Source organism: Halomonas sp. LBP4, from assembly GCF_003202205.1.
In the GTDB taxonomy this organism is placed as follows: Bacteria; Pseudomonadota; Gammaproteobacteria; order Pseudomonadales; family Halomonadaceae; genus Halomonas; species Halomonas flagellata.
Genome location: NZ_PDOG01000006.1, coordinates 105,068 through 119,786, shown reverse-complemented (window position 1 = coordinate 119,786; position 14,719 = coordinate 105,068). Strand labels below are relative to the sequence as shown.

General features: G+C 67.0%; 16 protein-coding genes. 14 read left to right on the top strand and 2 right to left on the bottom strand.

Annotated features, from left to right (window positions below):
* Positions 1-28: 28 nt before the first annotated feature.
* The 11 genes from CR157_RS18080 (at position 29) to ihfA (ending at position 10,915) form a co-directional block, all read left to right on the top strand.
* Positions 29-1,075, top strand: a complete 1,047-nt coding sequence (locus CR157_RS18080; protein WP_110284939.1) for a COX15/CtaA family protein — start codon at positions 29-31, stop codon at positions 1,073-1,075.
* Positions 1,068-1,991, top strand: coding sequence for a heme o synthase (gene cyoE, locus CR157_RS18075; protein WP_110284938.1), 924 nt, complete (start codon positions 1,068-1,070; stop codon positions 1,989-1,991). The genes CR157_RS18080 and cyoE overlap by 8 nt, the downstream gene beginning before the upstream one ends.
* Positions 1,992-2,097: 106 nt before the next feature.
* Positions 2,098-2,565, top strand: a complete 468-nt coding sequence (locus CR157_RS18070) for a DUF2489 domain-containing protein (protein WP_110284937.1) — start codon at positions 2,098-2,100, stop codon at positions 2,563-2,565.
* A 270-nt stretch (positions 2,566-2,835) separates the two neighbouring features.
* On the top strand, positions 2,836-3,507 hold the full coding sequence (locus CR157_RS18065) for an OmpA family protein (RefSeq protein WP_110284936.1): 672 nt from the start codon (positions 2,836-2,838) through the stop codon (positions 3,505-3,507).
* A gap of 311 nt (positions 3,508-3,818) precedes the next feature.
* Positions 3,819-5,720 (top strand): threonine--tRNA ligase, encoded by a 1,902-nt coding sequence (thrS, locus tag CR157_RS18060; protein ID WP_110284935.1) that lies wholly within the window; start codon positions 3,819-3,821, stop codon positions 5,718-5,720.
* Between the two features lie 33 nt (positions 5,721-5,753).
* Positions 5,754-6,293 carry a translation initiation factor IF-3 gene (gene infC / locus CR157_RS18055; RefSeq protein ID WP_258364233.1) on the top strand — a complete coding sequence of 180 codons (540 nt, stop codon included), beginning with the start codon at positions 5,754-5,756 and terminating at the stop codon, positions 6,291-6,293.
* An 87-nt stretch (positions 6,294-6,380) separates the two neighbouring features.
* A complete protein-coding gene (gene rpmI / locus CR157_RS18050; RefSeq protein ID WP_110284933.1) occupies positions 6,381-6,575 on the top strand; it encodes a 50S ribosomal protein L35 in 195 nt (64 codons plus the stop codon).
* Between the two features lie 34 nt (positions 6,576-6,609).
* Positions 6,610-6,963, top strand: coding sequence for a 50S ribosomal protein L20 (gene rplT, locus CR157_RS18045; RefSeq protein ID WP_102626946.1), 354 nt, complete (start codon positions 6,610-6,612; stop codon positions 6,961-6,963).
* A 131-nt stretch (positions 6,964-7,094) separates the two neighbouring features.
* Positions 7,095-8,114: a phenylalanine--tRNA ligase subunit alpha gene (pheS, locus tag CR157_RS18040; RefSeq protein WP_110284932.1), complete on the top strand. Its 1,020-nt coding sequence runs from the start codon at positions 7,095-7,097 to the stop codon at positions 8,112-8,114.
* 43 nt (positions 8,115-8,157) lie between these two features.
* Positions 8,158-10,539, top strand: a complete 2,382-nt coding sequence (gene pheT, locus CR157_RS18035; protein ID WP_110284931.1) for a phenylalanine--tRNA ligase subunit beta — start codon at positions 8,158-8,160, stop codon at positions 10,537-10,539.
* Complete coding sequence (gene ihfA, locus CR157_RS18030; RefSeq protein ID WP_306766790.1) at positions 10,460-10,915, top strand: integration host factor subunit alpha; 456 nt, start codon at positions 10,460-10,462, stop codon at positions 10,913-10,915. The genes pheT and ihfA overlap by 80 nt, the downstream gene beginning before the upstream one ends.
* Before the next feature lie 67 nt (positions 10,916-10,982).
* Here the strand turns inward: ihfA and CR157_RS18025 are convergent, their stop codons facing one another.
* Complete coding sequence (locus CR157_RS18025) at positions 10,983-11,189, bottom strand: DUF2788 domain-containing protein (RefSeq protein WP_110284929.1); 207 nt, start codon at positions 11,187-11,189, stop codon at positions 10,983-10,985.
* 166 nt (positions 11,190-11,355) lie between these two features.
* On the opposite strand from CR157_RS18025, the gene CR157_RS18020 reads away from it, so the two are divergent.
* Both CR157_RS18020 and CR157_RS18015 read left to right on the top strand, forming a co-directional pair.
* On the top strand, positions 11,356-11,820 hold the full coding sequence (locus CR157_RS18020) for a flavodoxin domain-containing protein (RefSeq protein WP_110284928.1): 465 nt from the start codon (positions 11,356-11,358) through the stop codon (positions 11,818-11,820).
* Between the two features lies 1 nt (position 11,821).
* Entirely contained in the window at positions 11,822-12,190 is a 369-nt protein-coding gene (locus tag CR157_RS18015) for a hypothetical protein (protein ID WP_110284927.1), read from the top strand.
* A gap of 10 nt (positions 12,191-12,200) precedes the next feature.
* Here the strand turns inward: CR157_RS18015 and ppnN are convergent, their stop codons facing one another.
* Positions 12,201-13,562, bottom strand: coding sequence for a nucleotide 5'-monophosphate nucleosidase PpnN (ppnN, locus tag CR157_RS18010; RefSeq protein ID WP_110284926.1), 1,362 nt, complete (start codon positions 13,560-13,562; stop codon positions 12,201-12,203).
* Between the two features lie 165 nt (positions 13,563-13,727).
* Here ppnN and CR157_RS18005 point away from each other — a divergent pair, with 165 nt between their 5' ends.
* A complete protein-coding gene (locus CR157_RS18005; RefSeq protein WP_110284925.1) occupies positions 13,728-14,666 on the top strand; it encodes a LysR family transcriptional regulator in 939 nt (312 codons plus the stop codon).
* The last annotated feature ends 53 nt before the right edge of the window (positions 14,667-14,719 follow it).

The window sequence follows — 14,719 nt, the reverse complement described above, 5'->3', positions numbered from 1 at the left end:
GCGGGCGGCAACGGGAAGCGAGGTGGCGATGACGAAGCCGGCGAGCAGGCTGCGCCTGCTGATCACCCTGAGCCTGGTCGGCGTGCTGTTCACCATTGGTGTGATTCTGGTGGGCGCCTGGACGCGGCTGGTGGATGCCGGCCTGGGGTGCCCGGATTGGCCGGGCTGCTACGGGCGCCTGGTGGTCCCGGATGCCGATCGGGCGTTGTCTCACAGCCCCGATGTCCCGCTGGAAAGCTTCAAGGCCTGGATCGAGATGATTCATCGCTACGTGGCCTCCACCCTCGGGCTGCTGGTGATCGCCCTGGTGCTGCTCGGGATGCCGCTGCGCCGCCGCGCCGGCTATCCCTGGGGGGTCAGCCTCGCGCTGTTGGCCGTGATCCTGCTGCAGGGAGCCTTCGGCGCCTTCACCGTGACCCTCAAGCTGTGGCCTCAGGTGGTGACCCTCCACCTGCTGGGCGGGCTCTCGGTGATGCTGATGTTCCTCTGGTTACACCTGCGGCTACGACGTTTCGCCTCGGTCGAGGCGCCGGCGTCGCCACGACGCGCCCTGACCCCGCTATGGGGCCTGGCCATGGTGCTGCTGCTGCTGCAACTGGCACTGGGGGGCTGGGTCTCGAGCAACTATGCCGGCATCGCCTGCCAGGGCTTCCCGACCTGCAACGGCCAGTGGTGGCCGGCCACCGACTGGAGCGAGGGGTTCCACCTCACCCAGACCGTGGGGCCCAACTACCTGCATGGCCAGTTGCATGCCGATGCCCGCACCGCCATCCACTTCGGTCATCGCCTGGGGGCGCTGGCGCTGGGCCTGGGGCTGCTGCTGCTGGCGTGGCGCCACTGGCACGAACGTCGCCTGCGTCCCTGGCTCGGCGCCCTGTTGGGGGCGTACGCTGTGCAACTGGGGGTGGGGGTCGCCAATGTCCTGCTGTGGCTGCCGCTCTGGTTGGCCTTGCTGCATACCGCCGGGGCGGTGGCGTTGGTGGTGCTGATGGCCCTGGCCGTCTGGGTCTGGCGGGAGCCGGTCGCGCACGGCGAGAGACGACAACGGGCAGAGAAGGAGTGGGCACATGCCTAATGCGGTGATGGAGCGCGTCGCGTCGCTGGACGAGGCCCGGTGGGGCTGGCGGGACCTGGTGACCCTGTGCAAGCCGAGGGTGGTGGTGGTGATGCTTGCCTGTGCCTTGGTGGGGATGGCCCTGGCCAGCCCGGTATTGCCTTCACTGGCGGCGGTCGTCTACGGCCTGGTCGGCATCGGCCTGGCCGCCGGGGGTGCCGCGGCCTTCAACCATGTGGTGGATCGTCGTCTGGACGCCATGATGCTGCGCACCTCGCGGCGTCCGCTGGCGTCACGGCGCATGCCGACCTCGGTGGCCCTGGGGTGGGCCACGCTGCTCTCGGTGGCGGGGATCGGCCTGCTGGTGTGGCAGGTCAATGCCCTGACCGCCTGGCTGACGCTGGGCTCCCTGCTCGGTTATGCGCTGGTCTATACCGCCTTCCTCAAGCGGGCCACGCCCCAGAACATCGTCATCGGCGGCGTGGCGGGGGCGGCGCCACCGCTGCTGGGCTGGACGGCGGTGACCGGCCAGCTGGGGCCGGAGCCGTTGCTGCTGATGCTGATCGTTTTCGCCTGGACGCCCCCTCACTTCTGGGCCCTGGCGATCCACAAGCGTGACGAGTACGCCAAGGCCGGGGTTCCCATGCTGCCGGTGACCCATGGCGAGGCCTTCACCCGGCTGCAGGTCTGGCTGTATGGCTGGCTGACGGTGGCGGTGACCCTGCTGCCCTTCGCCATCGGCATGAGTGGGGCGGTCTACCTGGTGGGCGTGATGGCACTCAATGTCCGCTTCATGTTCTGGAACTGGAAGGTCTGGCGGGGCAAGGACCCCCGCGCACCGCTGGCGGCGTTCTGGTTCTCGATCCGTTACATCCTGGGCGTCTTCGGCGTGCTGCTGCTGGATCACTACGCCGCGGGATGGGCCCTCTGGTCCTGACGCCCTGGCGCCCTGGCGCCCTGGCGCCCCGGCGAGTCGGGGATTGGGGGGGCGCGGCAGGGCATGTAGAATGCGTGCCCTGTCCAACGACCCCCGGTGGAACCCGATGACGACGACCACTGCGCTGATTCTGCTCGGTGTGGGCCTGGCGATCATCGCCGGCCTTGCCGCCTATGCCTTCACGCTTCGGCGGGAGCTTCGCCGCCGCCGCGTCTTCCGCGAGGAGGAGGAGCGTCGGGCCCGTGACAACTGTCTCGAGAACCTCGAGATGGTGGCGTCGGCCCTGTTGCAGGAGCAGGTGGACGTGACCGAGGGGGCCTGGCGCTGCAAGGTGCTGCTGGAGATCCTCGATCCGCGGCTGCTGGAGCGTCCGGCGTTCCAGGCCTTCGGCGAGGTGCATGCCCGAACCCGACACCTGCATACCCACTCCGCCCGCGAGGCGCTCACTCCCAGGGAGCGCTTCCGGGAGGACAACGAGCGGCTCGCCGTCGAGGCCGAGATGCGCGAGGCGATTCTCGAGGCCGCCAGGGCGGCGCTGGCCTTTCGTCGCGACTGGCCGGGAAGCCTGCACTGAGCCGACGTGTGATCCGCGTTGATCGCACGCTGTTTGATTATCCGTGGCACGCTGTGCCGTTAATGTCATAAGATGACGATTGAAAGATATACCGGGCTCCGGCAAGCTGGCAGCGCCAGGAAGGCGTCATCGCTTGTCGAGTTCCGGCCCGACGGTAGGGCAGGTGGGCAAGGGTGCATGGCCTCGCGCCAGCCGACCGTCAGGATCGCTTGGGAACGGGGACTGATGCTGGTTCCCCAGGAATTGAATCAAGAAGAAGGAGTTTGAAAAATGAAAAAGTCAACGACTGGCTTGTTGCTCGGTTCCGCACTGGTTATCGGCCTCTCCGGCTGTGCCAGTTCGGCGTCTCAATCCTCGGCGGGGTCGTCCGATCGAGCCTGGTATCAGCAGCCCGTGGTCTGTGGTATCGCCGGCGGCCTGATCGGCGGCGGCATCGGCTATGGCGTCAGCGGCAGCTCCGACGAAGAGGATGGTGTCGCCATCGGCGCGACCTCCGGTGCCGCCATCGGTGCGCTGCTGTGTGCCGACCGCACCCCCGAACCGGTCGCCAGGCCGGCGCCCGAGCCGATGCCCGAGCCCGAGCCTGCCCCCGAGCCGGAATTCGAGCCGGTGGTGCTCTCCAGTGAAGTCACCTTCGCCTTCGACTCTGCCGAGCTGCGCCCGCAGGCCGAGATCATCCTGAATGAGGTGGCCAGCCGCCTGCGTGAGAACCCCGATCTCCGCGTGCGCATCGATGGCCACACCGACTCCGTCGGTTCCGACGAGTACAACCTGGATCTCTCCCAGCGTCGTGCCGAGTCGGTACGTGACTACCTGATGTCCCAGGGCATCGCCGGTAATCGCATGACCGCCACGGGTTACGGTGAGGAGCGTCCGGTTGCCACCAACGACACCGACGAGGGTCGTTCGCTGAACCGTCGCGTCGAGATCGATCGCCAGTGATCTAGCGACCGACTCACGTCGATCCTGCCGAGCATCGTCGATGCCCGGCACGGGGGCGCCTCAGGGCGCCCCCGTGCCGTTCCTGGCGGGCGACGATGCACCCTGTCCCGGTCGCCACCGGCATGGCGCCCGGCCCCGCGGTTCTGGTAATGTAGTCGGTCGTTGCGCCGTCTCCGGCACCGTCTCACCCCCGTCGTCCGCCGCGGCGGGGCGTGATGGTCGGGGAGGGCGTGGCCATTTCACCGTTCATTCTTCGTTCATCGCGACATGTGGTCTCTCGTATGGGCCACCACTGCGCACAAGGACCCTTCATGCCCATCGTGACCCTGCCTGACGGCAGTCAGAAAACCTTCGACGAACCCCTTTCCGTGATGCAGCTGGCCGAGAGCATCGGCCCCGGCCTGGCCAAGGCCTGCGTGGCCGGCAAGATCGACGGCGTGCAGGTGGATGCCGCCGACGTCATCGACCGTGACGCCAGGGTGGCGATCCTTACCGCCCGTGATCCGGAGGGCCTGGAGGTCATCCGCCACTCCTGCGCCCACCTGATCGGCCATGCGGTCAAGCAGCTCTATCCCGAGGCCAAGATGGCCATCGGCCCGGTGATCGACGACGGCTTCTACTACGACATCGACTTCGGTCGTTCGGTGACCCCCGAGGATCTCGAGGCCATCGAGGAGCGCATGAAGGTGCTCATCGACAGCGAATACGACGTGGTGCGCGAGTATGTCGACCGCGACCGCGCGATGCTCACCTTCCTGCACCGCGACGAGCCCTACAAGCAGGAGATCGTGCGCGAGATTCCCGAGGGAGAGACCATCCGTCTCTACCATCACGATGAATACATCGACATGTGCCGGGGGCCCCACGTGCCCAACACCCGGCACCTCAAGGCGTTCAAGCTGACCAAGCTGGCCGGTGCCTACTGGCGTGGCGACGCCAGCAAGCCGATGCTGACCCGTATCTACGGCACGGCCTGGGGTGACAAGAAGCAACTCAAGGCCTATCTCAAGCGCCTCGAGGAGGCCGAGAAGCGCGATCACCGCAAGCTGGCCAGGAAGATGGACCTCTTCCACCTGCAGGAGGAGGCGCCGGGGATGGTCTTCTGGCATCCCAACGGCTGGACCCTGTACCAGGCCCTGGAGCAGTACATGCGCCGGGTTCAGGTCGAGAACGGCTATCAGGAGATCAAGACCCCCCAGATCGTCGACCTGTCGCTGTGGAAGAAGTCCGGCCACTGGGGCCACTACAGCGACATGATGTTCACTACCGAGTCGGAGAAGCACGACTACGCGATCAAGCCGATGAACTGCCCCTGCCATGTGCAGGTGTTCAACCAGGGGCTGAAGAGCTACCGCGACCTGCCGCTGCGCCTGGCCGAGTTCGGCAGCTGTCACCGCAACGAGCCGTCGGGGGCCCTGCATGGCCTGATGCGGGTGCGCGGCTTCACCCAGGACGATGCCCATATCTTCTGCACCGAGGGGCAGATCCAGGCCGAAGCCGAGGCCTTCATCGCCCTGACGCTGAAGGTCTACCGGGAACTCGGCTTCGAGGACGTGGAGCTCAAGCTCTCGACCCGGCCCGACGGCGAACTGATGGGGGAACCGGCGACGTGGGACCGCGCCGAGGCGGGGCTCGAGGCGGCGTTGAACGCCACCGGGCTCGACTGGGAGCTGCAGCCGGGCGAGGGCGCCTTCTATGGTCCCAAGATCGAGTTCGCCCTGCGCGACTGCCTCAATCGGGTCTGGCAGTGTGGTACCCTGCAACTGGATTTCAACCTGCCGGGCCGTCTCGGCGCCCAGTTTGTCGACGAGGACGGGGCGCGCAAGACCCCGGTGATGCTGCATCGGGCGATCCTGGGCTCCTTCGAGCGCTTCATCGGCATCCTCATCGAGCACTACGCCGGCGCCATGCCGCTGTGGCTGGCGCCGCAGCAGGCGGTGGTGATGACCATCACCGATGCGCAGCGCGACTATGCGTCCCGGCTCGAGCGCCGCTTGCAGAAAATCGGCCTGCGCGTCAAGGCGGACTTGAGGAACGAGAAGATCGGCTTTAAAATCCGCGAGCATACGTTGCAGAAAGTTCCCTATCTCCTGGTAGTGGGGGATAAGGAAGTCGAGGCTGACTCGGTTGCCGTGCGCACGCGCACCGGCGAGAATCTCGGGACCATGGGGGTCAGCGACCTCATCGAGCGTCTGAGTGCCGAACTCGGCTGACGACATCGTCAATTGTCTTAAGGAGACGTAGCGATCAAGCGAAGCAACCCAAGAGGGCGCGTTCAGGACAAGCGCCCCCCGATGAACGAGCGCATTACCGAGGATCAGGTTCGCCTGATCGACAGCGACGGCGAACAGCTGGGTGTCGTGCCCACCAGCGATGCGCTGGAGCGTGCCGAAGCCGCCGGTATGGACCTCGTGCAGATTTCCAACGCCGATCCGATCGTCTGCAAGATCATGGACTACGGCAAATTCGTCTTCGAGCAGAAGAAGCAGAAGTCGGCTCAGAAGAAGAAGACGAAGCAGATCCAGGTCAAGGAAGTGAAGTTCCGGCCTGGCACCGACGAGGGCGACTATCAGGTCAAGCTGAAGAACCTGACGCGTTTCCTCGAAGGTGGCGACAAGGGCAAGGTCACGCTGCGTTTTCGTGGCCGTGAAATGGCGCACCAGGACATCGGCCGCAAGCTGATGGAGCGGATCGCCGCGGATCTCGAGGAGATCGGGACCGTGGAGTCCTTCCCCAAGATGGAAGGGCGCCAGATGATCATGATCATTGCCCCCAAGAAGAAGTGATCCGACGGCCAGTCGAACGGTCGGGAGGCGTCCGCGCCTCCCGTCGGCCCCGGATTTTCTGAAAAAACCTCGAGCGGAGTTAGTCTCATGCCGAAGATCAAGACCAACAGCGGCGCTGCCAAGCGCTTCAAGAAGACGGCCAACGGCTTCAAGCACAAGCAGTCGTTCCGTAGCCACATCCTGACCAAGAAGTCCACCAAGCGGAAGCGTCACCTGCGCGGCATGAAGCAGATCCATGACGCCGACAAGCAGTTGATTCAGCGCATGTTGCCGAACCTGTAACCCCTGGTAGACCCCTTAACGTCAGGAGATAGCTATGACTCGTGTCAAGCGTGGCGTCGTTGCCCGTCGCCGTCACAAGAAGATTCTCAAGCAGGCCAAGGGTTACTACGGTGCCCGTTCGCGCGTTTTTCGCGTGGCCAAGCAGGCCGTCATCAAGGCTGGCCAGTACGCCTATCGTGACCGCCGCCAGCGCAAGCGCCAGTTCCGCGCCCTGTGGATCCAGCGCATCAACGCCGGTGCCCGTGTGCACGGTCTCTCCTACAGCCGTTTCGTCGGTGGCCTCAAGAAGGCCGGTATCGAGATCGATCGCAAGGTGCTGGCCGACCTGGCCGTCAACGAGAAGGCTGCCTTTGCCGCCATCGTCGAGAAGGCCAAGGCTGCCCAGTAAGTGACATCGACCGCGACCGGCCGGCGAATGCCCGGGACGGTCGCTGGCGTTGCAGGGGAAGAGCAGCCGCTCTTCCCCTGTTTTTTTGCAAGCGACATCATTGCAGGACCACAGACTTCGGAGCTCAACGGATGGACCACCTTCCCACTCTGGTCACCGAGGCTCGCCACGCCATCCAGGCCGCCGACAGCATCCCGGCGCTCGAGGAGTTGCGCGTGCGCTATCTCGGCAAGAAGGGCGAGATCACGGCGCTGCTCAAGGGGCTCGGCAAGCTGCCGGCGGAAGAGCGCCCGGCGGCGGGCGAACGCATCAACCAGGCCAAGCAGGCGCTCGCCGAGGAGCTCGAGGGGCGGCGACACGCCCTGGAGAAGGCCGCGCTCGAGGCGCGTCTCGCCGCGGAGCGCATCGATGTGACCCTGCCGGGGCGCGGCCAGCCCAGTGGCGGCCTGCATCCGGTCACCCTGACCCTGGAGCGCATCGAGGGGCTCTTCACCCGCATCGGCTACGAGGTGGCGGTGGGGCCGGAGATCGAGGACGACTACCACAACTTCGAGGCGCTCAACATCCCCGAGCATCATCCGGCGCGGGGCATGGCCGACACCTTCTATTTCGATGCGACCCGGCTGCTGCGTACCCATACCTCGCCGGTGCAGGTACGGACCATGAAGGAGCAGGCGCCGCCGATCCGCATCGTCTGCCCGGGACGGGTCTACCGCAGCGACTCCGACCTGACCCACACGCCGATGTTCCACCAGGTCGAGGGGCTGCTGGTCGACGAGGACGTCAGCTTCGCCGACCTCAAGGGCACCATCGAGGACTTCCTGCACGCCTTCTTCGAGCGGGACGACCTCTCGGTGCGCTTCCGGCCTTCCTATTTCCCCTTCACCGAGCCCTCCGCCGAGGTCGACATCCAGTGCGTGATGTGTGGCGGCGAGGGATGCCGGGTCTGCTCCCACAGCGGCTGGCTCGAGGTGATGGGCTGCGGCATGGTGCATCCGGAGGTGTTCCGCCACTCCGGCATCGATGCCGAGCGCTACAAGGGCTTCGCCTTCGGGATGGGGGTCGAGCGGCTGGCGATGCTGCGCTACGGGGTCAACGACCTGCGCCTGTTCTTCGACAACGATCTGCGCTTCCTGCGCCAGTTCGCCTGATCGCACGGCATTACACGGACCTTGGCAGAACACAGGATTTACCATGAAATTTTCCGAACAGTGGCTGCGTGACTGGGTCTCTCCTGCGCTTGCGACCCAGGCCCTGGCCGACCAGATCACCATGGCGGGCCTGGAAGTGGACGCCGTGGAACCGGTGGCCGCGGCCTTCGAGGGCGTGGTGGTGGCCGAAGTGGTGGCCAGGGAGCAGCACCCGGATGCCGACAAGCTCAATGTCTGTCGGGTCGACGACGGCAGCGGCGAGATGGTCCAGGTGGTGTGTGGCGCGCCCAACGTCGCCGCGGGGCAGAAGGTGGCCTTCGCCCGGGTCGGTGCCGTGCTGCCCGGCGACTTCAGGATCGGGAAGGCCAAGCTGCGCGGCGTCGAGTCGCGCGGCATGATCTGCTCCGCCTCGGAGCTGGGGCTCGAGGAGGAGACCTCCCACGGTATCCTCGAGCTACCGGCCGACGCCCCGGCGGGCGAGAGTTTCCGAGCCTTCATGGGCCTCGACGACCATACCATCGAGGTGGACCTGACCCCCAACCGCGGTGACTGCCTGAGCGTCAAGGGCATGGCCCGCGAGGTCGGGGTGCTCAACCGCCTGGCGGTCACCGGTCCCGAGATCACCCCGGTGGCGCCGACCCATGACGAGACCTTCCCGGTACGCGTCGAGGATGCCGAGCGTTGCCCGCGCTACATCGGGCGCCTGATCAAGGGCGTCGACGTGACCGCCGAGACGCCGTTGTGGATGGTCGAGCGGCTGCGGCGCAGCGGCATCCGCGCCATCGACCCGGTGGTCGACGTCACCAACTACGTGATGCTCGAGCTGGGTCAGCCGCTGCACGCCTTCGACCGTGCCAACCTGCATGGCGCCGTGATCGTGCGGCTGGCCCGGGAGGGCGAGCGCCTGGTGTTGCTCGACGGCCAGGAGATCACCCTGACCGACGCCACCCTGGTGATCGCCGACGAGCGCGGCCCGCTGGCCATTGCCGGGGTCATGGGCGGGGAGCACTCCGGGGTGGCGGCCGAGACCCGCGACATCTTCCTCGAGTCGGCCTTCTTCTCGCCGCTGGCGGTGGCCGGCCAGGCGCGCTCCTACGGCCTGCACACCGACGCCTCCCACCGCTTCGAGCGAGGTGTCGACCCCCTGCTGGCTCGCGAGGCCGCCGAGCGGGCCACCGCGCTGCTGCTCGAGATCACCGGCGGCGAGCCGGGGCCGCTGATCGAGGCGGTCAGCGCCGAGCAGCTGCCCGGCGAGCGCCAGGTCCACCTGCGCGCGGCGCGCCTCGAGCAGGCCCTGGACAAGGCGCTGCCGGCCGACGAGGTCACCGAGATCCTCGGCCGGCTGGGCATGGCGGTGGAAACGACCGCCGAGGGCTGGCTGGCCTGGGCGCCGAGCTGGCGCTTCGATATCGCCATCGAGGAGGACCTGATCGAGGAGGTGGCGCGCATCCATGGCTACAATCGCCTGCCGGTGCGCCGCCCGGCGGCGCGCCTCTCGCTGCGTCCCGACCGCGAGGCACGCACTCCGCTGGGCCGGCTGCGGCGCCAGCTGGTCGCCCGGGGCTACCAGGAGGCGGTGACCTACAGCTTCGTTTCCCCGGAGCTGCAGCAGGCGCTGCTGCCCGAGGCGGTGTCGCCGGCACTGGCCAACCCCATCTCCAGCGACCTGTCGGTGATGCGGGCGAGCCTCGTCCCCGGCCTGGTGCGGGCGCTGCAGTACAACCTCAACCGCCAGCAGACCCGGGTCCGGCTGTTCGAGACCGGCCTGGTCTTCCGCGGCGAGCTCGACGACTTGCACCAGACGCCGATGCTCGGTGCCCTGGTGTGCGGGACCCGCGAACCCGAGGGCTGGGCCGGTGGCAAGGACCGGGTCGACTTCTTCGATCTCAAGGGCGACCTGGAGAGCCTGCTGGCGATGGGCGGCGATCCGGATGCCTGGCGCTTCGAGCCCGGCGAGCATTCGGCGCTGCACCCCGGCCAGTGTGCCCGCATCCTGCATCGCGGCGAGGAGGCCGGCTGGATCGGTACCCTGCACCCGGCGGTGCGGGCGCAACTGGGCCTGAAGGTCGATGCGCTGCTGTTCGAGGTGCGCCTGGATGCCCTCACCCAGGGGCGGGTACCGGCCTTCACGCCGCTGTCGCGCTACCCCGAGGTGCGCCGTGACCTGGCCTTCCTGGTCGACGAGTCGCTGCCGGTGCAGGCGCTGCTCGACACCATCCATGGCCAGGCGGGGGAGTGGCTGGTCGAGTCGCGCCTGTTCGACGTCTACCAGGGTCGGGGGGTGCCGGAAGGACGCAAGAGCGTCGCCCTGGGCTTGACCTGGCAGCATCCTTCGCGCACGCTGAATGACGATGAAATCAATCAGTTGGTTGACGCCATCGTCGCCGAGTCACGCCAGCATCTGGGAGCGGAACTGCGTGGATAGTCGTGCGGATCGCGGCAGGGTCGACGCCGCCGCAGGCCGGCCGGCGGGGCGTATCCACCATGAGGGAGCGAACATGGGTGCATTGACCAAGGCGGAGCTGGCTGAACATCTGCACGCCGAACTCGGCCTCTCCAAGCGCGAGGCCAAGTCCATGGTGGAGGCCTTCTTCGAGGAGATCCGCGCCTGTCTGCGCGAGAACGAGCAGGTCAAGCTGTCGGGCTTCGGCAACTTCGACCTGCGCGACAAGCGCGAGCGGCCGGGGCGCAACCCGAAAACGGGCGAGGAGATCCCCATCTCGGCGCGGCGGGTAGTGACCTTCCGGCCGGGCCAGAAGCTCAAGAGCCAGGTCGAGAGCTACGACGGCGAAGCGCCCTGAGCGAGACCCGCCAACGAGAACGCCACCCGACGGGTGGCGTTCTCGCGTCGTGCTGGGGCATGGCGGGTCAGATGCCACCATTCTCCATGATCCAGGTGATGACCACCTTGAATACATAGCCCAGCATGCCGGCGCCGAGAACGACGAACAGCATGATGGTACCGAAGCGTCCGGCCTGGGACTTCTTCGCCAGATCCCAGATGATGAAGCACATGAAGAGGATCAGGCCGCCGATCATGATCGGCGTGACCCAGGCCTCGAAGGTCTGCTGCATATCGCCTCCGTGCAGGGGGAAGAGAACCCGGGCATTATACTCGGCCATCGCCCGCGGCGCAGGGCGCTGGCTGCGGTCTGGTGTCCCACCCGTCACCGCGGTCGGGATGCGCGGGGGCCCCGCGCCATGTTAATATCCGAGCGAAATTCTCAGGTAAATCCAAGACATGCCCATGCTGAAGATCTTCGTCGGTACCATGTACGGCGGCGCCCTGGACGTCGCGGAGCAGGTCAAGCCGTTGTTCGAACAGGCCGGCTATGAGGTTGCCATCTTCGACCAGCCGACCCTCGAGGACCTGGTCGGGTCGCCCACCGACCTGGCGCTGTTCTGCGTTTCCACCACCGGCAGCGGGGACTATCCCGGCAATTTCGTTCCCTTCGTGCGCGAGCTCGACGAGCAGAGCCCGTCGCTGGCCGACCTGCGCTACGGGCTGATCGCCCTGGGCGACAGCTCCTACGGCGACACCTTCTGTGGTGCGGGGCGCAGCCTCGACGAGCTGCTGGCGGGACAGGGGGCGGTTCGCCTGGGTGAGCGCCTCGAGGTCGATGCCATGGAGACCTTCATGGCCGACGACGAGGCACTGCCCTGGGCCGAGGAGTGGATCGAGACCCAGCAGTTGAAGGTGGCCTGAGATGGCAGCCAACCCCACGCCGGAGCGGCTCAGCCTGCTGCTGGGCCTGGCGGTGCTGATGCTGGCCACCGTGCCCCGCTTCCTGGCGGGTGGCCACGAGACACGCCTGACGCTGATCCTGATCGCCGTGGCGGTGGTGGTCGGGGTGGCGTTCCTTCACTGGCGTATGCTGCAGCGCGAGGCCCGGCGACGGCTGCCGCGCCTGCTCGGAGGGCTGGGGCTCGGCCTGCTGGCCGGCCTCGCGGGCATGGGCCTCTGGCATGCGCTGTTCACCGACTGGATCAGCTGGCAGCGGCTGATCGCCCATGGCGCCACCCTGGGCCTGCTGCTGCACGCCCTCTGGCTCTGGTGGCAGGCCGAGAGGGCGTGAGGGGCGTGGGTCACGCCAGCCGGTAGCAGGGTTCGTAGTCGCCGGCGAGCTTCATGCGCCCCTGGGCGACGAAGGAGGTGAGCAGCTCGTCGAGACGCGTCATCAGTTCCGGTTCGGCATGCAACTCGAAGGGGCCATGGGCCTTGATGGCGCGAATGCCCTGTTCCTTGACGTTGCCGGCGACGATGCCCGAGAAGGCGCGGCGCAGGTTGGCGGCGAGCTCGTGCACCGGTTGCCGGCGATGCAGGGCCAGTCCCGCCATCGCCTCGTGGGTGGGGGCGAAGGGCTCCTGGAAGTGACGGTCGATGTTCAGCCGCCAGTTGTAGTAGAAGGCGTCCTGGCGGGTCTTGCGGTAACCGGTGACGGCATCGACCCCCTTGCGCATGGTACGCGCCACTTCGGTGGGGTCGTCGATGATGATGCGGTAGAGCCGACGCACCTCCTCGCCCAGGGTGTAGGCCAGGAACTCGTCGATGCGCCGGAAGTAGTCGGCGGAGTCGGCGGGGCCGGTGAAGACCACCGGCAGTTCCATGTCGCCGTTCCCCGGATGCAGCAGGATGCCGAGCAGGTAGAGGATTTCCTCGGCGGTGCCCACCCCGCCGGGGAAGACGATGATGCCGTGGCCCAGGCGCACGAAGGCTTCCAGGCGCTTCTCGATGTCGGGCATCACCACCAGTTCGTTGACGATGGGGTTGGGGGCCTCGGCGGCGATGATGCCGGGTTCGGAAACACCCAGGTAGCGGCCGTGGTGGCGGCGCTGCTTGGCGTGGGCCACGTTGGCGCCCTTCATGGGCCCCTTCATGGCCCCGGGGCCGCAGCCGGTGCAGATGTCCAGCTCGCGAAGCCCCAGGTGGTAGCCCACGTCCTTGCTGTACTCGTACTCCTCCCGGGAGATCGAGTGGCCTCCCCAGCACACCACCAGGCTGGGGTCGCGGCCCGGCTTCAGGGTGCCGGCCTTGCGCAGGATATGGAAGACCGCGTTGGTGGTGCCCTCGGCGGTGGTGAGGTCGAAGCGCCGGTGGGTCTGGATCTCGTTGTAGACGTAGACGATGTCGCGCAGGATCGACGACAGGTGCTCGCGGATGCCGCGGATCATCTTGCCGTCGACGAAGGCCTCGGCCGGGGCGTTGGTGAGCTTGAGGCGCACGCCGCGATCCTGCGGGATCACCTCGATGTCGAAGTCCTGGTAGGCCTCCATCAGCGCCACGCTGTCGTCGGTGGGGTTGCCGCAGTTGAGCACGGCCAGGGCGCAGCGGCGCAGCAGGTCATGCAGCCCGCTGCGGGAGGTGTCGTGCAGGCGGCTGACCTCGTGCTGGGAGAGAATCTCCAGGCTGCCTTCCGGCGAGATGGTACTGGAAATGGTATCGGGCATCCTGGGCGTCCTTGTCGTGAACGTAGTCGTGCGTGGCCGGCATCACGGCGGGCCGGCTGTCAGGAAGATGCTATCATGCCCCGTCGCCGTCGCGCAGCGGTGCGACCGGGCGGGCGAGCTGGTAGAATGCTGCTAGCCGGCTCCCCCGAGTGATGTGCCTCCCCCATGTTCAATGCCCAGTACTTCCGTACCTTCATCACCCTGGTCGAGACGGGCAGTTTCACTCGCACGGCCCGCCAGCTGGAGATGACCCAGCCCGGGGTCAGCCAGCACGTGCGCAAGCTAGAGCGGTACCTGGACAAGCCACTGCTCGAGCGCCACGGACGTCGCTTCACTCTCACCGAGGCGGGGCGTCGGGCCTACGACTATGCGCTGAAACTGTTCGCCGAGCACGAGCAGTTCCGCCACTCCCTCGATGCCGACTCGCTCTTCTCCGGTGACTGCCGTCTCGCCTCGCCCGGCAGTGTGGGGCTGATGCTCTATCCGTTCATCCTCGGCCAGCAGCAGATGTACCCCGGGCTGACCGTGAGCTACAGCTTCGCCTTCAATCACGAGATCGTGCAGGACGTCCTGGCCGGTCGTTACGATCTCGGCATCATCACCGAAGAGGTCAGGCAGCCCGACCTGAACGTCGAGCCGTGGCACAGGGAGCCGCTCTGCCTGGTGGTGCCGGCCGACTTCGCGGGGAGCGGCCTCGCCGACCTGATGGGGATCGGCTTCATCAGCCATTCCGAAGGCATGAACCATGCCGGGGCCCTGCTGCGCAGCAACTTTCCGGCGGAGTTCCGCTCCATGAGCCACTTCCGGCGCCAGGGGTTCACCAATGAGGTGGGCATGGTGCTGGACGCCGTGGCCCGCGGCCTGGGGTTCACCGTGGTCTCGCGGCTGGTGCTCGAGACCTCGCCCTGGCAGCGCCAGGTCAAGGAGCTCGACCTGGCGGTACCGGTCCACGAGACGCTGCACCTGGTGAGTCGCGCGGGCGTCGAGATGCCGCGCCGCTATGCCCGCTTGCTGGAGGACTTCCGCGAGCAGCGCCGTCAGGCGCTCTACGGCTACAGCGAGCAGCCGGGCTTCGGCCAGGCGGCCGATGACGGCTCGCCCTAGGAGCCTGTCGGACTTAACGCTGATCTACTGCGAGAACCGGTCTTTCGGCCAAT